The following is a 21,454-nucleotide window of genomic DNA, read 5'->3' as shown; positions in this document are numbered from 1 at the left end:
AAAAAGAGCTGTCTATTGTAATATAGACAGCTCTTATATCTTTAAGCTTTGGCGGCAATTTGTTAATCAATAATAAAAAATCAATCCTAGATTTTTTATTTATCCTTTGGTCGAAATGAATTCTTCCGCAGTCACTAAAGAATGCACTTCCTGTGCATTTTTAGGCCGCCTTTAAAGCATAAAAAAGAGCTGTCTATTATAATATAGACAGCTCTTATATCTTTAAGCTTTGGCGGCGGCCTATTCTCCCAAGTGTTATCTTCACTAAGTACATTTGGCGATGGGACCCTTCACTGCTGTGTTCGGTATGGGAACAGGTGTTACTTTCCCTCTATGACCACCAAAGCAGATTTAATTTATTATTCCAACCAATATTCATTTAAATAAGAATTAAGTAAAAGGAGTATAGAGTAACAACCACTTTATAGGTATAAAAGTCAAGCCCTCGACTTATTAGTATTGGTCAGCTCAATGCCTCACGACACTTACACCTCCAACCTATCAACCATGTAGTCTACATGGAGTCTTACGAACTTATGTTCTGAGAAATCTTATCTTGAAGCCGGCTTCCCGCTTAGATGCTTTCAGCGGTTATCCGTTCCGAACGTGGCTACTGGACTATGCTCTTGGGGAACAATCCACACACCAGAGGTCCGTTCACCCCGGTCCTCTCGTACTAGGGGCAAACCTTCTCAAATTTCTTACGACCACAGCGGATAAGGACCGAACTGTCTCACGACGTTCTGAACCCAGCTCGCGTACCACTTTAATCGGCGAACAGCCGAACCCTTGGGACCTGCTACAGCCCCAGGATGTGATGAGCCGACATCGAGGTGCCAAACCTCCTCGTCGATGTGAACTCTTGGAGGAGATCAGCCTGTTATCCCCGGAGTACCTTTTATCCGTTGAGCGATGACCCTTCCACTTGGAATCACCGGATCACTAAAGCCTTGTTTCCAACCTGCTCGACCCGTCAGTCTCACAGTTAAGCGCCCTTATGCTTTTGCACTCGACAGTTGGTGTCCAACCAACCTGAGGGCACCTTCGCGCGCCTCCGTTACTCTTTAGGAGGCGACCGCCCCAGTCAAACTACCCGCCTGGCAATGTCCCTCCGCTTACAAAGCGGCCAGGTTAGATAGTCAGCACACAAAGGGTGGTATTTCAAGGGCAACTCCACACATGCTGGCGCACACGCTTCTATGTTTCCCACCTATCCTACACATTATGTACCAAATATCACTGCCAAGTTATAGTAAAGGTTCACGGGGTCTTTCCGTCCCGCTGCGGTTAAGCGGCATTTTCACCGCTGCTGCAATTTCGCTGAGTATTCACTTGAGACAGCGCCCAGATCGTTACGCCATTCGTGCAGGTCAGAACTTACCTGACAAGGAATTTCGCTACCTTAGGACCGTTATAGTTACGGCCGCCGTTTACTGGGGCTTCAATTCTGAGCTCGCACCCATCCTATTAACCTTCCAGCACCGGGCAGGCGTCACACCCTATACTTCTTCTTACGAATTTGCAGAGTGCTATGTTTTTGTTAAACAGTCGCCTGGGCCTCTCATCTGCAACTCTTTTCTGCTCCTCTAGTAAATAGATTCACATACTCAGAGCCTACCTTATCCCGAAGTTACGGTAGTAATTTGCCGAGTTCCTTAAGTGAACTTATCTCATACGCCTTAGGATTCTCTCCTCACCTACCTGTGTCGGTTTGCGGTACGGTCAACATAATATCTACTTAGAGGTTTTTCTCGGAAGCGTGGTATCAATGACTTCGCTGGGGTTAACCAGCTCGTGCTCGTATCTCGGGTCATTAACTGTGCGGATTTGCCTGCACAGTCTGCCTACATACTTAAACAGACTAATCCATAAATCTGCTCACCTAACCTTCTCCGTCACCCCATCGTTAAACGATTTATGCCGGTACAGGAATATTGACCTGTTTCCCATCAACTACCCCTTTCGGACTCGTCTTAGGGACCGACTAACCCACCGCGGATTACCCTGCCGGTGGAAACCTTAGGTTTACGGCGAACGGGTTTCTCACCCGTTTTATCGCTACTCATGCCTACATTCTCTCTTCTGTACGCTCCACTAAACCTTACGGTTCGGCTTCTCCGCTGAACAGAATGCTCCCCTACCACTGTATAATAATCTTACACAGTCCGTAGCTTCGGTAATACACTTAGCCCCGTTATATCTTCGGCGCAGAAACGCTAGACCAGTGAGCTGTTACGCTTTCTTTAAAGGATGGCTGCTTCTAAGCCAACCTCCTGGCTGTTTCTCCATTTCCACATCCTTTACCACTTAGTGTATATTTAGGGACCTTAGCTGACGGTCCGGGCTCTTACCCTCTCGACCACGGATCTTCTCACCCGTAGTCTCACTGCTGATATATTCTCTTCCGTATTCGGAGTTTGTATGGGTTCGGTAAGCGGTATGCCCCCTAGCCCAAACAGTGCTCTACCCCAGAAAATTAAATATCAACGCTGCACCTCAATGCATTTCGGGGAGAACCAGCTATCACCAGCCTTGATTGGTCTTTCGCCCCTATCCACAGGTCATCCAAATGGTTTTCAACCCAAACTGGTTCGGTCCTCCACAGCGTCTTACCGCTGCTTCAACCTGCCCATGGATAGATCGACTGGCTTCGGGTCTAACGCATGCAACTAATTCGCCCTATTCAGACTCGGTTTCCCTCCGGCTTCACCTATCGGCTTAACCTCGCTGCATACGATAACTCGTAGGCTCATTATGCAAAAGGCACGCCGTCACATATTAACATATGCTCCGACCGCTTGTAGGCACATAGTTTCAGGTTCTATTTCACTCCCTTAACAAGGGTTCTTTTCACCTTTCCCTCACGGTACTCGTTCACTATTGGTCGATGACTAGTATTTAGCCTTAGAGGGTGGTCCCTCCTGATTCCTGCAGGACCTCACGTTTCCCGCAGTACTCGGGTACAGATTTAATCTCTTGACCATTTCGATTACGGGGCTCTAACCCTCTATGGCCGGCCTTCCCATGCCGTTCTTCTATAGTCGCAAGTATTATAACACCTGCCCCACAACCCCAGCCTTATGACTGGTTTAGGCTCTTCCGTTTTCGCTCACCGCTACTCACGGAATCGAGTTTTCTTTCTTTTCCTTCAGGTACTGAGATGTTTCACTTCCCTGAGTTCGCTCCCTTACGGGTAGTGGAGGGTCGCTCCACTGGGTTGCCCCATTCGGATATCCACGACTGTAACGCCTGTTAACAGCTTATCGTGGCTTTTCGCAGTTTGCCGCGTCCTTCTTCGCCTGTCATCGCCTAGGCATCCTCTATGCGCCCTTAGTAGCTTGACCTAAATTGCAGTTCTCTCTATACTCCTCTCACTTAATTCTTATTCTTATGTCAATCATTACTTCATTCCATAAATGATGGAAACACATTCCATCAAAAAAATGAAATGTATTTCTAATATCTATGGAGATAAGCGGGATCGAACCGCTGACCCCCTGCTTGCAAGGCAAGTGCTCTCCCAGCTGAGCTATATCCCCTCTTTATAAGTCATTTTAAACTCTTACATTTAAAACTTATTATTTTCTTTTCTAAAACAACAAACTAACATATTTTCTTCACTAATGGCTGAAAAAATCTTTCCAGACATCGCTCGCCTAATACTATGGGCCTAGATAGACTTGAACTATCGCCTACGCAGCAGGCATCCGCTCTAATCATCCTTCGCTATAGACCCCTTTTTATAATCTATTTTCATCATTACTGCGTTGATTTTTTCTCACTTGCTCATTTACCTTTATGTAAACTCTCTTCGCTCTAAAAAATCGCCTTGTCCTGATAAAAATATTCTTATAAATACGCCTAATACTATGGGCCTAGATAGACTTGAACTATCGACCTCACGCTTATCAGGCGTGCGCTCTAACCACCTGAGCTATAGGCCCTATCTTTTTAATCTATTTATACTGTCTCTGTGTTGATAATTTAAACCCCTTGCTCATTTACTTATATGTAAACTCTCTGCGGTCTTTAAATTATCGCCTTGATACAGAATAAATATTATTAAAAATATTCTTACCTTTATGCCCTTATAGAGCTTATTAGTTTAATTTAAATATCTTTCATACTTTATTAAAAATATTTAAGATAAACTAACTCAATTACTGGGGGATATTAATCCCCCATATTGTTTAGGTTAATATCGTGACAGACTTGCTTACTTTCCTTAGAAAGGAGGTGATCCAGCCACACCTTCCGGTACGGCTACCTTGTTACGACTTCACCCCAGTTACCAATCTCGCCATAGACGGCTCCCCCATTACTGATAGGCCACCGGCTTCAGGCGCGACCGACTCCCGTGGTGTGACGGGCGGTGTGTACAAGGCCCGGGAACGTATTCACCGCAGCTTTGCTGATCTGCGATTACTAGCGATTCCGACTTCATGCAGTCGAGTTGCAGACTGCAATCTGAACTGAGACATAATTTATGAGATTCGCTTATCCTTGCGGAGATGCTTCCCTCTGATTATGCCATTGTAGCACGTGTGTAGCCCTGGACATAAGGGCCATGATGACTTGACGTCGTCCCCACCTTCCTCCAGCTTATCGCTGGCAGTCTCTCCAGAGTGCTCAGCTTCAACCGTTAGCAACTGGAAATAGGGGTTGCGCTCGTTGCGGGACTTAACCCAACACCTCACGGCACGAGCTGACGACAGCCATGCAGCACCTGTCTCACAGCTCCTGATAAATCAGGCACAGCATTATCTCTAACGCCTTCTGTGGATGTCAAACCCAGGTAAGGTTCTTCGGTTAGCATCGAATTAAACCACGTGCTCCACCGCTTGTGCGGGCCCCCGTCAATTCCTTTGAGTTTCATTCTTGCAAACGTACTCCCCAGGCGGGATGCTTATCGCGTTTGCTGCGGCACTGAACTTAAAAGCCCAACACCTAGCATCCATCGTTTACAGCGTGGACTACCAGGGTATCTAATCCTGTTTGCTACCCACGCTTTCGCACCTCAGCGTCAGTTTCCAGCCAGATTGCCGCCTTCGCTAACGGTATTCCTCCTGATATCTACGCATTTCACCGCTACACCAGGAATTCTGCAATCCTCTCTGATACTCTAGTATTATAGTATCACTAGCCTTACTAAAGTTGAGCTCTAGTCTTTGACTAATGACTTACAACACCGCCTACGTGCTCTTTACGCCCAGTCACTCCGAACAACGCTCGCCCCCTCCGTATTACCGCGGCTGCTGGCACGGAGTTAGCCGGGGCTGCTTATACAGGTACCGTCAATACATACACAGTTACTTATAGGCATTTTCTTCCCTGTCGAAAGAACTTTACGACCCGAAGGCCTTCGTCATTCACGCGGCGTCGCTGCGTCACTCTTACGAGCATTGCGCAAAATTCCCCACTGCTGCCTCCCGTAGGAGTCTGGGCCGTGTCTCAGTCCCAGTGTGGCCGGCCACCCTCTCAGGCCGGCTACCCATCGTCGCCTTGGTAGGCCATTACCCTACCAACTAGCTAATGGGACGCGAGTCCATCTTTCAGCGTCAGGTCTCCCCAACTTTTCCTATATAAACATGCACTTATATAACTCATCCGGCATTAGCTCACCTTTCGGTAAGTTGTTCCAGTCTAAAAGGCAGGTCACTCACGTGTTACTCACCCGTGCGCCGGTTTAATCATCCCCGAAGAGACTTTCTCCCTGACTTGCATGTGTTAAGCACGCCGCCAGCGTTCGTTCTGAGCCAGGATCAAACTCTCCATACAATTTATTGTATTCCAAAAAAATTCTTACCTAACTAATTACTTAAGCTGTCTATCACAATTTAACCTATTCTGTTGTCAATACATAATCCCTTAAATATAAACAGGGTCACATAACCTAATACTTTTTTTCATTATTGTCAAGAACTTTTTTAAATAAGTTACTCAAAACTTTATATAAAAATTCTTAAAACAATATTAAAGCCACATCTTTCTATATTAAACCAAGAATATCAGCAGCTTCTGTATCAAGGGAAAGTATATATAACAAAACTTTTTTATATTGTCAATATATTTTTTTACATCATTTTAAAATTTTTGGATGACATTTGATTTCCTATTATATATTGATTTTTATTCTATATTATATTAGGTTTATTTTACTTAATTATTAATTTTTATTATATGGTATGAATAGGAGCAAATATGAAAATACTTATATGGGCTATGGCACGCGCTTTAGGTGATGGAGTTATCTATACTGGATACCCTAGAGAAATTAAAAAAATATACCCTGATGCAGAAATACATATTTTTTCTACAAAAATGTATGCTGCTGCATTTAAAAATAACCCAAATGTAGATAAATTTTATTTCTTTAATACATATAATAAGCCTTTCAATAAAATTACTAGAACAAAGATTTTTTTAAACCCAGTGTTTCATTTAAAAAATTTGTTAAAAGCAAGGCATGAAAAATATGATATATTAATAGATGTAGACAGCTCATATAAATGGTCTAATAGATTTATGATTAGATTTATCATGGGGGGGGGTATTACTTCATCAAAGCTGTATGGAGCTGTTGCTGGAAAATTTAGAGAAAATAATAAATATAAGTATGATAAAAAGTTTTTGTATAAAACATACACCCACCTTTTCAGCTCATTCGAAGGCTCTGCATATTCTATAATTAACCCAGATATTGACAAATATGATAAATATGAGCTTTATATACCTAAACATAAGGAAAATAAAGCAAGAGAATATTTTAAACAAACTGCTGACAATGATAAAATAATAATTTTTAACGGCGAAGGCAGTGATAAAAGCCTTTCTAATGATAAAATTGTAGAAACACTTACTAAATTAATAAATACATATCCTGAATACCATTTTTTTATTATAGGTTATAGTGATTATATTGAAAAATACCAGCTAATAGCTAAAGATATTAACAGCCCACATCTTCATATTACTTATAAAACTGATATACAGGATACTTTTGCTTTAATACAGGCAGCTGATTTACTTATTTCCGTAGATACAGCATTAGTGCATATTGCCTCAGCTGTTGGAACAAATGTATGTGAAATAATTTCGTATGGCAAAAAAGACTATGTTATTGGGACACCAAGATTTGTTGAATTTATCCAGTGTGCAAACAAAACTCAAGAATATAATCAAAATGGATTTGATATTGATGATGTTATAAATGCCATAAGTAAACTTATTTAGCTATCTCTCTGCTGTATTTTTTTGAAAAGTTTAAAAGCTCTGTATCAGTTTTTACAGAGCTGTTTTTTTCTCTTTCTCTTTCCAGCATTATAGCTTTACGCATAGAATAAAGCTCTTTTAATGCTTTTCTGTCATTTGATTTAAATATTCTATATATATTTAACAGGATAAACTGTATAAATAATTTTTTAGAATGCAAGTGTATAAAATTAAAAAGATATTTATTTCTAACTGAAAGATATTTTGTTCTAGGAGAAACTTTGCTTGCAATTGTTCCCCCCCATTTATGCAGTGGCTTGGTATCTGGCTGGTATAATATTTTATAGCCATGTTTTAAGATTTTATACATTAAATCAGTTTCTTCTAATAAATAAGGCTCAAATAGTTCACTTATGCCGCATACTTCATTAAACACATCTTTTCTGCAAGCAAAATAAGCACCCTGAACACCAAAGGATAAATATTCATTAAGCCCTTCTTTCATATTTTTATTTAATATATTGCTTGTAAATCTGAAAAACCTTCTTTTAAATTTCAGCAGCTTTATTCCGTCTATCTGCTTCCTGCTGTCATACTGATAACCTGCACAGGCAATGGCACCTACACTGCTGTCATTAAATAATGGAACAATTTTTTCAAAAAATCCTTTTTCTATAATTACATCATTATCTAGAAATAATAAATATCTGCCGCTTGATTTTGATACTGCATAGTTTCTGGCAGAACAAGCTCCTTTTTTAATATTTTTATAAGGCTTTAATATATCTGATGCTGTGCTTTCTAAGTAAGCTATACTGCCATCTTCTGAGCCATCATCAACTATAACTATTTCTGCTTTATATGGTGTGCTTTCGCACTCTTTTATAACTGATGATAAAAATTCATCAAAATATTTTCTGCCATTTAGTGATGGGATAATTACTGATATATCCATAATATTTAAATACCTTATTTGTTTTTTATCTGCATTATTATTCTATTTATTTCTCTTTTCAGCTTATAAGAGAAAATATTTGGTTTTAAAATTTTATATTTTATTTTTGATAATTTTTTGATTTCTTCTATATATTTTTCACGGATAAATTTATTATCTATAAAATAAGCATATATTCTTGCACCAATTCTTTCATTCATTTCTTGTGTATAGTCGCCGACATAATATATACACTGATAAAATTTATCTGCAACTATTTTCCTGTTTTCTTCTGATAAGTTATATATTTCATCACTCACTGCAGGGCTGTAAAGCAGATTAAGCAGTGCACTTTTATAATAGTTTTCTTTGCCTGCTGATTTTAAATAATTAATAATATCAAGTGTTATATCCAGATAGTCATATATATATTTATCACGGGTGTCCATTGTGGAGCCGCTGCGGATTCTATATGCATAATAATGTGTATTTTCTATATATGCTTTTGGCTCTAAAGCTGCAACATATTTATACCAAAATGCCTCATCTTCAAATTTAAGTTTTTCTGGAAAAGATAAATTATACTTTTTTATATCTTCAAGTTTAAAAATTTTATTACATGGGGAACAATGTGCTTTTGTAAAATTATTTTGGTTAAGATTATTTATTCCTGTAATAGATTTACTTATTCTATAATATTTTTTTGTATTATTTTTTATTTCAAAAAAAGAAAAAATACCTATATCAGTTTTATACTGCTCAATCTTTTTTATAATGTTTTCATAGCAGCTTTTATCTGCCATATAATCATCACTATCTACAAAAGTAATATATGAGCCTTCTGCTGCATTTATACCAGTGTTTCTTGCCCCCCTTGAAACTTATTTTCAGTATGTTTTATGTATTTTATTCTGCTGTCTTTTGCAGCATATTCTTTTATAATTTCTGCACTGTTATCTGGCGAACAGTCATCTACACATATTATCTCTATTTCTGAATAAGTCTGGTTAATAATGCTTTCTAAACATTCTTTTAAATATATGGCTGTATTATATACAGGGATAACAATACTTAACTTCTGCATATTACAGCTGTCTAGCTTCCCATAATTTTTCTACTGCTGAATATGGGTCAAAGCCGCTTTGCAGAAGTTTTCTTATTTCATCTTCTGCAAATATTTCTTTAACAATTTTTTCCCTGACTACTCCATAAGCCACATGCAGAAGCCTGTCTTCCATGCGTTTTGGCTTAATATTTTTATCAAAAAATTCTGCATGCTTTATTACTGTATTTACTACATCATCTATTCCTTCATCTCTTGAAGCAACTGTTTTTAACACTTCCACATTCCATGTAGTCCTTTGGTGCACCATTTCAAGCATTATTTCTAAATCTTTAACAGTTCTTTCTACACCTTCTCTGTCTGCCTTATTAACAATAAAAATATCTGCTATCTCAAAAATACCTGCTTTAATTGCCTGTATGTCATCACCTAACCCCGGAACAGTTACTACAATGCAGGTATCTGCGACCATTGCTATTTCTACTTCATCCTGACCGACACCAACTGTTTCAATAATAACTATGTCTTTTCCCATAGCATCCATTACTGCAACAATATCCATAGTAGATACAGAAAGTCCACCAAGATGCCCCCTTGTTCCAACACTGCGGATAAAAACACCCTCATCTGTTGCATGGTCTGCCATTCTTATCCTATCCCCAAGTATAGCACCGCCTGAAAATGGACTTGTAGGGTCAATAGCTACAACACCTACTGTTTTACCCATACTTCTGTATTTTGCAATAAGTTTATCTGTCATGGTAGATTTACCAGCACCCGGTGCACCAGTTATACCTATAATATGAGCATGACCTGTGTGTTTCCATACTTCTTTCATATACTCTTCATAACCTTCTGCCCTGTCATCAACCAATCTCATAAGCCTTGCTGATGCACGCACATCTCCACGAAATACTTTACTGCAAAATTCATTCATAAAAACCACCTTATAAAAAAACGGGAGCAGTTTTTATGCCCCCTTATACATTTAAAAATATTTTCTTATTATGCTATGCTTTTTGGTTTAACATTTTCTTCTAAAAATTTAACTGTTTCATCAGTTGGAGTGCCCGGTGTAAAAATATGAGCAACACCAGCTTCTAAAAGACCTGGAATATCAGTTTCTGGTATAACTCCACCACCAAATACCACTATATCAGATGCATCTTTCTCTTTTAAAAGCTCAATAATTCTAGGAAATACTGTGTTATGAGCACCTGAAAGGATAGATAAGCCGATAGCATCAACATCTTCCTGAACAGCTGTTGCAACAATTGCTTCAGGTGTCTGACGAAGACCTGTGTAAATAACTTCATAGCCAGCATCTCTTAATGAGCGGGCAACAACCTTTGCACCTCTGTCATGACCATCAAGACCTGGTTTTGCGATTAATACTCTTATTTTAGACATTGCATTGACCTCCGGAAAAAAATTCCTTAATACTATATAGAATGTCCCATTGTGCTAAAATTGTCAATAGTTTATTGTTAAAAATAATTGTAGAAATATTATTCAAACCAAAGCCGCTCAACACGCTCCCATATTATTAAATCTGGTTTAAAAGAAAGAATAATATCTGACAGACTGTTAAAATCATTACCATAAGTCCATATACTGCCTATTTGTGATGCACCTTTTTCTATAAATGGTGCAAGCTCTACCATAAAAGAATCATGAATTAAAAGTATTTTTGGAGCTTCCTTACTGCCATATGATTTTTTCCACCATATTGTTTGATGTGCATTTTCATACCTAAGATCTAATATGCCCTTTTCTTTTGGACATATATCCTGCACTGTATTTGATGTTATATTTATAATGCCAAGCATTTTTTCTAAATCATTATGAGTATAATCGCTTCTATCACACTTAATAATTTCATCTGCATCTATTGTTTTATATGATGGATAAATCTCTTTTATGCTGCTTTCTAACAGCTTATATGCAGTATAAGCACCATAAGAATTCCAGTGAGAATCTTTTACAAAATATAATAAATTTTCTTTTGCTTTGGTTAATTCATTATATGGCACAATGATTTTTTTATCTTTAAATGTTTTTTCAATATATTCTTTTAATATTATATAATTTTCTTTACCTGAAAGTTTTTTAATATATTTGTTATAGTATTCTGGATAAATAGTTGCTTTATCAGGCGGAATAATCGTGATTAATGAAATATTATTTTTTTCGCAAAACTCTATATTTTTTTCTATACTATTTCTTACCACTTCTAATTTTTCTTTATTATATTTTTTTACTCCCTGATAGTATAAATAATTATTACCATCATTTAAATACAGCCAGCCATCTACACCTTTCAGCACTTTATTCTGGATATTATAATCATTCATATATGGAATTGAACTGTATATTTTTATCGCTTCACCCCGCAGCCCTATCCTGTCATTAATATATGTATCCATTTTTTTTGCAAAATTTTCATGAAACGGGTTCACTGACGGCAGTAATGCCAGCACCCTGTTTTCACCACTGCTTACTGTGTTTTTATAATTAAAAGAAATAATGCCTTGTGCAGTTATTATAATTAGGAAAGTAAAAAAAATAATATTATTAATTTGATTTGTTTTTTTATGTATTTTTAAAAGAATTATATAAAGAGCAGCATAAATTAAAACAGAAACACATATTATGACTAATCTGTTTAAATCTTTATTCAGCGAAAAAACAGTTATAATATTTATTATAAAACATATTATTAACAATAAACTTATCTTCTTCATATCTCTACCTAAAACCTGAAATATATAAACGGATTATATGTATTATTTGCAAGCATAATATAAACAGCTGCTAAAAGAACTACCATAACAGCATTCTGTATATATAAAACTCTTTTAGATACATTTAACGGCTTAGATATATCAATATTTTGCATAAAATATTTTTTTACAAGTGGAGTTGAGCCAACGATACCTGCTGCCATAATGATGTAAAACAAAGGGTTGCTTAAATATAACTGGCTTGAAATAAGCTCTTGTGCATTACTGTTTAAGCCAAACATAGCTTTAATATACTGTAAAGCATCATATATAGTATCTGCTCTGAAAAATACCCATGCAGTGATTACTATCAACATTGTTAATAGCCAGCGAATTGGTTTATATTTTTCTTGTTTATTTAAGCCTGTTATTTTTTCAAAAATTAAAAAGAAACCGTGAAACAATCCCCATACTAAAAATGTCCAGTTCGCTCCATGCCATATACCTGTGATTATAAACACAATAAGCAAATTAAGATACATTCTTGAAACTTTTACTCTGTTTCCGCCAAGCGGGATATATAAATAATCTTTAAACCAGCTTGAAAGGGAAATATGCCATCTACGCCAGAAATCTGTTATACTGTATGAAATATATGGATAGTTAAAGTTAATAGGAAATCTGAAACCTATCATTAATCCAAGACCTATTGCCATATCAGAATACCCGCTAAAATCAAAATAAATCTGGCATGTATATGCAAGCGCACCAATCCATGCATTAACAGCTGTTAAATATGATGCATCCTGACTAAACATAGTGTCTGCAATTACTGCCATTTGGTTTGCTATTAATACTTTTTTTGCAAGCCCTGTTATAAAGATTTTAAGCCCAAGTATAAAAACTTCAAAGGATATATTTCTCTGCTTTTCAATATCTTGTGCTATTGAGTTATACCTGACAATAGGACCTGCCACAAGCTGTGGAAACATTGATATATATAGAGCTAAATTTTTTATGCTTTTTTGAACTGGTGCTTCTTTCCTGTAAATATCTACAAGATAAGATATACTTTGGAAAATATAAAAAGATATACCGACAGGAAGCACTATGTTTTTAAATATCCAGCCATTAAATCCAAAGACCTGTAATGCTTCACTTATGCTGTTAATTGTAAATGATAAATATTTAAAGATAAAAAGCACTAATACATTTACTGCTATTCCAATGATTAATGTCTTTTTCTTTAATATGGCACTTCGCCCCCCCCCAGTCTTATCATACTTATCTATATATATGCCTACGAAATAATTAATGATTATAACACCAATCATAACAAGCAGATATTGAGGGCTGCTCCACATATAAAATATTAAGCTCATAATTAGTAGAAATGTATTTCTATACTTGTGTGGTATTGAATATAAAACAATAAGTGTAAATGGAAGAAAAAATATCAGGAATGTAAAAGAGCTGAATACCATATAATCTATCCCTTAGTTTTGCTGTTTTTATAGAATGTCTTTTTAAAAAAAATACTGTAACATTATACTTATTTTTCTTTTATTTTAAAAAATCTTCTTATTTTATTTTTAAATGCTTTTGCTTTAACTCGTTTTAAATTTTTAATTGATTTTTCAATTCTTTTATCAAATATGTCATCATATTTTCCGTTATAATATTTATGAAAATGCTCTTTGGAAATATAAGCAAAATCCAGAGTGTCCTGCTGCTGTTTTATAAGAGATAAACTTGACCACTGCCCTATACCTGCTCTGTATACACTTAATGGCTCTTTTATTATACCAAGGTTTCCATAAACAGCACAGTGCATATTAAAACTGTAATCTGCACCATTTAATTCCCAGATAAATTCAGGCAGTTTATTTATAACTTCTTTTCTATACATATATGTTGTAAAATTTGTCCACTTGTATTCTGTTACAAGCTGTTCAAAACAGTAAATCCCCCCCCCATTGTAATCCTGCTGATAGTTGATTGTGCTGTATTTATCTTCTTTTTGATTATATTCTATATAACTGTGGCTGCACATAACACAGTCTTTATTTTTTTCAAGAAATTCCATCTGCATTTGCAGTTTATATGGGCTTATATACCAGTCATCGCCCTCACACATGGATATATAGTCACCTTCTGCAAGTGATAAGCATTTTTTCAAATTTGCATGCATTCCTATATTTTTTTCTGGTCTGAATATTTTTATTTCTTTATGTTTTGCTGCAAGTTCATCTATGACTTCTGCTGTATTATCTGTTGAACAGTCATCTCCAATTATAATTTCAAGCTGAAAATCGCCCTGCTGAGCACATACACTTTGGACTGCTTTTTCAATATATTTTCCATGGTTGTATGTTAACATTATTACAGATATTTTCATATTTTATATTATCCCCTAAACTTTGCTGCAATTCTTTTTATTTCTCTTTTTAATTTATGGAAAAATATATTTACTTTTGTATATTTATATTTTACTGCTTTATAATTTTCTATTACTTCGCTGTATTTATCTGCAATATAGTTATTACTAAAAAACAGTTTGAATATTCTCATATCAAGGGTATTAAATATTTCTTCAGCATTTATATTTATTTCTTTCATAAATTCTATTGTCTGCTGTCTGTATATATCTTTTATTTCATCAGTAAAGTTTTCATACTGTTCTGGATAATTAAGCCATTTGATAATATTATTTCTGTATTCTTTTTCTTTATTATTTTCTTTGATAAAATTATATATCATTTTATATACATCAAATCTTTTAATATAATTTGACGGTGTAGACATCACAGAATTTGCTCTCTGCCTATACATATAGTAATTTTTATCAATATACAGCATAACTGGATTTACTGTAATTACATATCTATACCAAAACTCTATATCTTCATATTTTGCATTTGTATTAAATATAAGGTTATTTTTTTTTATGCTTTCAGTTTTAAAAAGCTTATTCCATGTAACTTCTGATGGGAAATAATCAGGGTTAACTTTCTTTGCTTTTTTATAGTATGAATTTTTGTATATCTGTGTTTTTTCCTTATCATTTCCGTCATTAAAAGAATATGCACCAAATCCTGTTACATCTGCATTGCTCTTATTTGCCACATCAACAAGATATTCATAGCATTTATTATCAAGCAGATAATCATCATTTCCTACAATTGTAATATATTTTCCAGCACAATTTTCAAGTCCTGTATTAATTGCTCCGGCAGTGCCTTTGTTTTTCTCATGCTTGTAATATTTTATTCTGCCATCTTTTTTCATATAATTTTTAATAAGCTCTTCATCATCGCTGCATGGAGAACAGTCATTTACAAATATTATCTCCATTTCATTTAAAGACTGCATTACAAGGCTATCTATACACTGTTTCAAATATTTTCCTGCATTATATACAGGTATTATTACTGATAATTCTATATTATCTTTCATTTTTTTTTACCATTTAATAATTGTTTAAAACTTTTACTACATATTCTGCTTCTTCCATTTTAATTACTGGAGAGATTGGCAGGCTTAAAATTGTTTTATGTATTTCTTCACTTACAGAATAGCTTTCACCCAGTATTCCCTTATAACAAACCTGCTTATGTGGTGGAATAGGATAATGTATTAATGTTTCTATATTGTTTTCTTTAAGATAATTTTGCAAATCATCCCTTTTTTCTGTTTTGACAGCAAAAATATGATAAACATGTTCATCGCTGTAGTTTGGAAGTATTATTTTATCATTTTTAATGTTTTCTATATAATATTTTGCAATTTTTTTTCTATAATTATTATCATCATTTAAATATTTAAGTTTTACATCTAATATTGCAGCTTGAATTTCATCTAATCGGGAATTTAAGCCTGTATATAAATTTTCATATTTTTTATGTGAGCCGTAGTTTCTCAATGCTTTCACTTTATTATAAAGTTCTTCATCATTTGTAGTAACCGCACCACCATCACCTAAACAGCCTAAATTTTTACCCGGATAAAATGAAAAGCCTGCAATATCGCCAAGATTACCTGCCTTTTTACCATTATGACATGCTCCATGAGCCTGTGCTGCATCTTCTATTATTTTTAAATTATATTTATCTGCTGTTTTTTTAATATTTGATACATCAGCAGTTTGACCATATAAATGAACAACCATTATTGCTTTTGTTTTATCTGTAATTTTCTCTTCTATTAAAGCAGGGTTAATATTATATGTATTAATATCAGGCTCAACTAAAACTGGAGTGCAGCCGCATTCTGATATGGCAAGTATAGAAGCAATATATGTATTTGACGGCACAAGTATTTCGTCACCATATTTAAAACCTAAACCCATAACAGCAAGCCTTAATGCATCAAATCCGTTTGCAACACCAACAGCATATTTTGTGCCGCAGAATTTTGCAAAATTATCGCAAAACTCATCGTTTTCTTTGCCTAAAAGATACCAGCCGCTGTCTAATACTTTTTTTATTCTTTCATCTATTTCTTTTCTATATCTTTCATTTATTTTGTGTAAATCTAAAAATTTAATCATATCAGGCTCCTAGTTTCAACAGTTATGTTTGTTTTATATAAAGTATCAGACGGCACATCTTTTGTAACAATGCTTCCTGCTGCTATCATAGCATTTTCGCCAATTATTATCCCCGGAAGAATTGTTGCATTTGCTCCAATTGATGCACCTTTTTTTACTACTGTCTGCAAAAATTTTTCAGGATATTTTTTTGAACGGGGATATAAATCATTTGTAAATGTTACATTTGGACCTATGAAAACATTATCTTCTATACAGATACCATCCCAAAGCTGAACTCCGCTTTTCACTGTAACATTATCACCTATAACTACATCATTTTCTATTAAAACATGGGCACAAATATTACAGTTTTCACCAATTACAGCATTTTCAAATACAATGCAAAACTGCCATATTTTTGTATTTTTTCCTATATTTTTACTTTTAACATCAGCAAGAGGATGAATATACATTTACCTATATCCCCCCCCCCATTTACTAATTCTATATATTTATCATAATCCCTGATATATTCTTCTGGATTATAATATTCACTTGCTATTACCATTAAAACACAGCCTCCAGAAAAATCATACATTTCCCGCCAAAGCATAGTGCCAGTATAAAGAGCCTGTTCTGGTGTATTTAATTCATAAACTTCCTGCATACCTTTACCGTTATCCACTTTAACTCTACATGAACCACTTACACATATAAGCATCTGCTCTGATTTTTTATTTGCATGCTGACCTCTTGGTGTTCCTCTTTTAGTATCATAAATATAAAATACTCTTTTTATATCAAAAGGCACATCATGTTCTTTTTCAAGAGCTATTAAACTTCCCCTGTTATCTCCATGAGATGTTAGCTCAATTAATCTACAGTTATCCATACTTTAATACTCCACCAGTTTGATTTTATTGCTGTCATAGTTATAAATATTAAGCAGATATATTCCAAATAGACGAATTAGTTTTCTTTCCTTTGTCCAAATTATTTTAATTATTCCTTTACCTGCATACTGCCAGAAAATTTTATTGTTTATCAGCCTGAATATTCTAAACCTGCTTTTAAACTGGTTTACATAGGTATAAAGAAATGAAGTATTATACTTTGTATGCTTTTTAAAAAAACTTTCCCAGTTCAATGTTCTGCATATTAAAAATAATTCATCATTAAAAATTTTACGCTTAATCAATGGAGAACCGGCAGTAAAAAAACTACGCCATGAAATATATATATTTTTCCTAAATTTTACTGCATTTTTAACATTAAACCCTGCTTCCACCATTTTTTTTGAAAGTCCTATTTCATATTTTTCTATCACTTTTTTAACAGAATTTTCTTTTTCTATAGAGTTAATATGCTCTTTAAATGTTTCTGACAAAAATCCATTTTTTCTGAAAACTAAAAAATAACTGCTTAGATGCCATGTATGGAAATCATAAGCAGTATTTATGCCGCATAAATCCCACTCTTTATCTTTTTCAATGCTTTCTATAAACTCTTGTAAATCATACAACGGACCAAAGACACTGTCATTTGTTAAAATTAGTTCATCATATTCTGCTATCTTTTCCCAGCTGATTTTATTTATTAACTCCTGCCATGAACCAAAATCATATTTGCCATGCTTATATCCATAAGCACCTTTTACATAAGGGGTAATTTTTTCAAATTCTTTCGGCATTATTTTATTATCTGCTAAATAGTATATATCTGATATTTTGGAAAGTTCCTGCAAATAATAAAGAACATAATCTTCTATTATACCATTAATATTAAAACCAGCAAAAAGACAAATTCGTTTCACTACATACCCCCCCTATCCTTTATTCTACAACTATTTTGTATTTTTGCTGCTGCTTTGGAACAAACCAGTCTATAAAATTATATGTAATGCCGGCTTTTGCAGGCTCCACATTTTGAAACCGCTTATTAAGAGCAATACTGCTGTATGGAAAATATAAAAATGTATATGGCTGTTCTTGTGCTAATATTTCCTGCACTTTGTCATAACAAAGCTTTCTTTCTTCATTATCAAAAACTTTTCTGCCTTCTATTAAAAGTCTGTCTATTTCTTCGTTGCTGTAACATATATAGTTTTGACCGTTGCCACCGCACCTTTCTGCTGCCCATATATCATACTGGTCTGGGTCTAATACTGTAGACCAGCCTAAAATTACAGCCTGAAAGTTATTTTTATTAAGTTCGCCAAGCATTGTTGCCCATTCAAGAACTTTTATCTGCACATCTATACCAATATCAGCCCAGCTTTGCTGCACAAGCTCTGCTATTTTGCCACGGACATCATTATTTAAGTTAGTCATTAATTCTATTGTAAATTTCTTGCCGTTATATTCAAGTATGCCATCACCATCTGTATCTTTAAACCCTGCTTCTGCAAGTAGTGCTTTTGCTTTTTCAACATTATATTCTGGACCTTTTGCATTTGGATTATACCAATATGAATCAGGCTTGTAAGGACCTTCTGCCACAATGCCTTTGCCATAAAGAAGCCCGTCTACTATACTCTGCTTGTTTATCGCATGAGTTAATGCGCGGCGGACAAGCTGATTGTTAAATGGTGCTCTTTTAAAATTATACCCTACATAAGTATATGAAAAATCAAGAAAAGAATATGTATTATAATTATCTATATATTTTGGAGTGTTTGTATCAAGAGCGTCCTGCTTAGGTGTAAGCCCCATAATATCTATTGTACCGTTTAAAAGCTCCAAATACTGAGTTGTCTGGTTAGGGATAACCCTGATAAATACTTTTTCTATTTTTGGTCTGCCCTCAAAATAGTCATGAAATGCTGTTAATGTAATAGACTGACCTGCTTTCCATGATTCTAGTTTATATGGACCTGTGCCTATTGGTTTTCTCTGCAATGGGGAACGGCTAGGCTTGTCTGTTAAAGCATGATGCGGCATCATCCATATTCCCCAGCTTGCAAGTGCTGGAGACAATACTTCTTTATAAGTAACTTTGACTGTATATCTATCAATTACTTCTACACTTTCTACCACTCTGAAATCGCTGTCATAAGCAGTTGGTGTATCATCTGAAATCATAAATTCATAGGTAAATTTAACATCATCTGCTGTAAATTCTTCACCATCATGCCATTTTACCCCTTTTTTAAGATAAAATGTAAAAACTTTTTTATCATCAGATATTTCCCAGTATTCTGCTAAATCACCAACTAAATTTAAATCTTTATCATATTTAACTAAACCGTTATATATATATTGTGTTACATTATGGCTTGCAGAATCTGAAGCAAGAGCAGGGATAAGATTAATAGGCTCTGCAATTTCCCCTGTGGATAAAGCATCACCATAAGGAATTTCTACTGATGAAAGTTCTTTTTCTTCAACTTTATTTTTCTGAATATCCTGTTTTTCTGACTGATTTTTGCAGGAACTGAAAAGCAGGACTGTAATTAGATACAAAAATACTAGTAAAATATTTTTTTTCACATTCACAACCTTTTGAGTAATTAATAATACTTATTATTCAGCAGGAGTGTTAGATGGAATAACTGGGCTGTTTCCCTGAGCAGGCATATTTACTGGTGCTTGAGTTGCCTCAGCCGGCAGCTGCTGTGAAAGAATATTTGCTTTTCTCATAACACTATCATTGCCTAAACCTGACATAATAGCTAAAATAAGAGAAAGCACTAAAAAAGCTGCTGCTATAACAGTTGTTATTTTATTCATAATGCTTGCCGGTGCTTTTGGCCCAAACATTTCGCCACTGCCACCACCTAATGCTGCACCTAAATCTGAACTTTTACTATTCTGTAATAAAACGGCAATTATTAATAAAATACATACAAATACATATAGTGCTAAAACAATTGTATACATAATTTCCTAACTTTAAGGGTATATCCCCTCTAACCTCCGTAAACTTATCTGGCTTATTTTTACAAATAAGCCAGTATATGCAATCAATTATTTATCAAAATTAATTATTTTTAAAAACTGATCTGCTTTAAGACTTGCACCGCCAACAAGACCACCGTCTATGTCAGGGCATGCCATTAATTCTTTTGCATTGTCTGGTTTCATACTGCCGCCATATAAAATGCGTATATTTTCAGCTGCTGCAGATGAACGAATTTTTGCAATATATTCTCTAATCGCTTTATGCATTGCTTCCGCATCAGCAGGAGATGCAGTTTTGCCTGTTCCTATTGCCCAAACTGGCTCATAAGCAATAACAACATTAGAAAGGTCTTCTACACCTTCTAAACCTTTGCCTGTTTGTGCAAGAACTGTTTCAACTTCTGCTTTTGCTTCTCGCTCCCACAGAGTCTCACCAACACATAAAATAACTGATAAGCCATCTGCTAATGCTTTTTTAACTTTTTTATTGATGATTTCATCAGTTTCGCCAAAAATGCTTCTGCGTTCTGAGTGACCAAGAATAACCCATGATGCTCCAGCAGATTTTATCATGCCAGATGAAACTTCACCAGTAAAAGCACCGCTTTCTTCAAAATAGATATTCTGTGCTGCAACTAATGCTTTGCCACCTGCTTTTTTAACAGCTTCTGCTACTGCATAAATACCAGTAAATGGTGGTGCAAAAAGCACATCTCTAGTTGAATAATCAATGTCTGCACCTGCAATTTCAGCTGCTAAAGCTGCTCCCTCAGATACATTTTTGTTCATTTTCCAGTTACCTGCAATTAATGGTTTACGACTCATAGTAAGCCTCCTTCTTAGCTTTGCAGCTGCCTAAAATTTAAGCAGCTGCTTTTTTTCAAGATTATCAAAAAATTTTCTCGCCATTATTCTGCCAGCTTAATAATGCCTTTACTGCCTATTTTTATATTTTTTCCTTATTATATATGAAAAAAACACATAAAAACATTCGCCGCATTTTATTAAGCTGTAATGTAATCCAAACTTATATATATGCTGCAAGCTCGGTTTACCAAATTAAATCTTAATATATAAATATAAATACTATTA

Annotated in this window: 15 protein-coding genes, 2 tRNA genes, 3 rRNA genes and 1 pseudogene; 1 reads left to right on the top strand and 20 read right to left on the bottom strand. The window is 35.0% G+C overall.

The window, feature by feature from the left end; translation table 11 throughout:
* Nucleotides 1-227 precede the first annotated feature (227 nt).
* The 5 genes from rrf to N508_RS06895 all read right to left on the bottom strand — a co-directional run bounded on the left by rrf (nt 228) and on the right by N508_RS06895 (nt 5,778).
* Nucleotides 228-345, bottom strand: a 5S ribosomal RNA gene (gene rrf / locus N508_RS06915).
* An 88-nt stretch (nt 346-433) separates the two neighbouring features.
* Nucleotides 434-3,344, bottom strand: a 23S ribosomal RNA gene (locus N508_RS06910).
* A gap of 122 nt (nt 3,345-3,466) precedes the next feature.
* A tRNA-Ala gene (locus tag N508_RS06905) sits at nt 3,467-3,539 on the bottom strand.
* A gap of 331 nt (nt 3,540-3,870) precedes the next feature.
* Nucleotides 3,871-3,944 (bottom strand) — tRNA-Ile (locus N508_RS06900).
* Between the two features lie 285 nt (nt 3,945-4,229).
* A 16S ribosomal RNA gene (locus N508_RS06895) occupies nt 4,230-5,778 on the bottom strand.
* Together the 16S, 23S and 5S rRNA genes with 2 tRNA genes alongside form the textbook arrangement of a ribosomal RNA operon.
* A gap of 423 nt (nt 5,779-6,201) precedes the next feature.
* Here N508_RS06895 and N508_RS06890 point away from each other — a divergent pair.
* Entirely contained in the window at nt 6,202-7,233 is a 1,032-nt protein-coding gene (locus tag N508_RS06890) for a glycosyltransferase family 9 protein (protein WP_023275669.1), read from the top strand.
* Here N508_RS06890 and N508_RS06885 read toward each other — a convergent pair.
* The 15 genes and pseudogenes from N508_RS06885 to tpiA all read right to left on the bottom strand — a co-directional run bounded on the left by N508_RS06885 (nt 7,226) and on the right by tpiA (nt 21,187).
* Entirely contained in the window at nt 7,226-8,167 is a 942-nt protein-coding gene (locus tag N508_RS06885) for a glycosyltransferase family 2 protein (RefSeq protein WP_023275668.1), read from the bottom strand. The two genes, N508_RS06890 and N508_RS06885, sit on opposite strands and share 8 nt — an antisense overlap.
* 14 nt (nt 8,168-8,181) lie before the next feature.
* Nucleotides 8,182-9,230, bottom strand: a pseudogene (locus tag N508_RS06880) (glycosyltransferase family 2 protein).
* Between the two features lies 1 nt (nt 9,231).
* Nucleotides 9,232-10,146, bottom strand: a complete 915-nt coding sequence (gene meaB, locus N508_RS06875; RefSeq protein WP_023275666.1) for a methylmalonyl Co-A mutase-associated GTPase MeaB — start codon at nt 10,144-10,146, stop codon at nt 9,232-9,234.
* A gap of 68 nt (nt 10,147-10,214) precedes the next feature.
* A complete protein-coding gene (gene icmB / locus N508_RS06870; protein ID WP_023275665.1) occupies nt 10,215-10,619 on the bottom strand; it encodes a coenzyme B12-dependent isobutyryl CoA mutase small subunit in 405 nt (134 codons plus the stop codon).
* 98 nt (nt 10,620-10,717) lie between these two features.
* Nucleotides 10,718-11,953, bottom strand: a complete 1,236-nt coding sequence (locus N508_RS06865) for an alginate O-acetyltransferase AlgX-related protein (RefSeq protein WP_023275664.1) — start codon at nt 11,951-11,953, stop codon at nt 10,718-10,720.
* An 8-nt stretch (nt 11,954-11,961) separates the two neighbouring features.
* The gene (locus N508_RS06860; protein WP_023275663.1) at nt 11,962-13,416 is read right to left on the bottom strand and encodes an MBOAT family O-acyltransferase; all 1,455 of its coding nucleotides are present in this window, start codon (nt 13,414-13,416) and stop codon (nt 11,962-11,964) included.
* Nucleotides 13,417-13,484: 68 nt separating this feature from the next.
* Complete coding sequence (locus N508_RS06855) at nt 13,485-14,330, bottom strand: glycosyltransferase family 2 protein (RefSeq protein ID WP_023275662.1); 846 nt, start codon at nt 14,328-14,330, stop codon at nt 13,485-13,487.
* A gap of 8 nt (nt 14,331-14,338) precedes the next feature.
* Nucleotides 14,339-15,388 carry a glycosyltransferase family 2 protein gene (locus N508_RS06850; protein WP_023275661.1) on the bottom strand — a complete coding sequence of 350 codons (1,050 nt, stop codon included), beginning with the start codon at nt 15,386-15,388 and terminating at the stop codon, nt 14,339-14,341.
* A gap of 13 nt (nt 15,389-15,401) precedes the next feature.
* On the bottom strand, nt 15,402-16,481 hold the full coding sequence (locus tag N508_RS06845) for a DegT/DnrJ/EryC1/StrS family aminotransferase (RefSeq protein ID WP_023275660.1): 1,080 nt from the start codon (nt 16,479-16,481) through the stop codon (nt 15,402-15,404).
* A complete protein-coding gene (locus N508_RS06840) occupies nt 16,478-16,936 on the bottom strand; it encodes an N-acetyltransferase (protein WP_023275659.1) in 459 nt (152 codons plus the stop codon). Before N508_RS06840 ends, N508_RS06845 begins: the two co-directional genes overlap by 4 nt.
* The gene (locus tag N508_RS06835; RefSeq protein ID WP_023275658.1) at nt 16,894-17,355 is read right to left on the bottom strand and encodes a sugar 3,4-ketoisomerase; all 462 of its coding nucleotides are present in this window, start codon (nt 17,353-17,355) and stop codon (nt 16,894-16,896) included. The genes N508_RS06840 and N508_RS06835 overlap by 43 nt, the downstream gene beginning before the upstream one ends.
* A gap of 3 nt (nt 17,356-17,358) precedes the next feature.
* The gene (locus N508_RS06830) at nt 17,359-18,276 is read right to left on the bottom strand and encodes a rhamnan synthesis F family protein (RefSeq protein ID WP_023275657.1); all 918 of its coding nucleotides are present in this window, start codon (nt 18,274-18,276) and stop codon (nt 17,359-17,361) included.
* Between the two features lie 19 nt (nt 18,277-18,295).
* Nucleotides 18,296-19,951 (bottom strand): peptide-binding protein, encoded by a 1,656-nt coding sequence (locus N508_RS06825; protein ID WP_023275656.1) that lies wholly within the window; start codon nt 19,949-19,951, stop codon nt 18,296-18,298.
* A 33-nt stretch (nt 19,952-19,984) separates the two neighbouring features.
* The gene (secG, locus tag N508_RS06820; protein WP_023275655.1) at nt 19,985-20,341 is read right to left on the bottom strand and encodes a preprotein translocase subunit SecG; all 357 of its coding nucleotides are present in this window, start codon (nt 20,339-20,341) and stop codon (nt 19,985-19,987) included.
* 87 nt (nt 20,342-20,428) lie between these two features.
* Nucleotides 20,429-21,187 (bottom strand): triose-phosphate isomerase, encoded by a 759-nt coding sequence (gene tpiA, locus N508_RS06815; protein ID WP_023275654.1) that lies wholly within the window; start codon nt 21,185-21,187, stop codon nt 20,429-20,431.
* Nucleotides 21,188-21,454: the final 267 nt, after the last annotated feature.

Source organism: Mucispirillum schaedleri ASF457 (assembly GCF_000487995.2).
In the GTDB taxonomy this organism is placed as follows: domain Bacteria; phylum Chrysiogenota; class Deferribacteres; order Deferribacterales; family Mucispirillaceae; genus Mucispirillum; species Mucispirillum schaedleri.
This window is presented reverse-complemented; position numbering and strand designations above follow the sequence as displayed.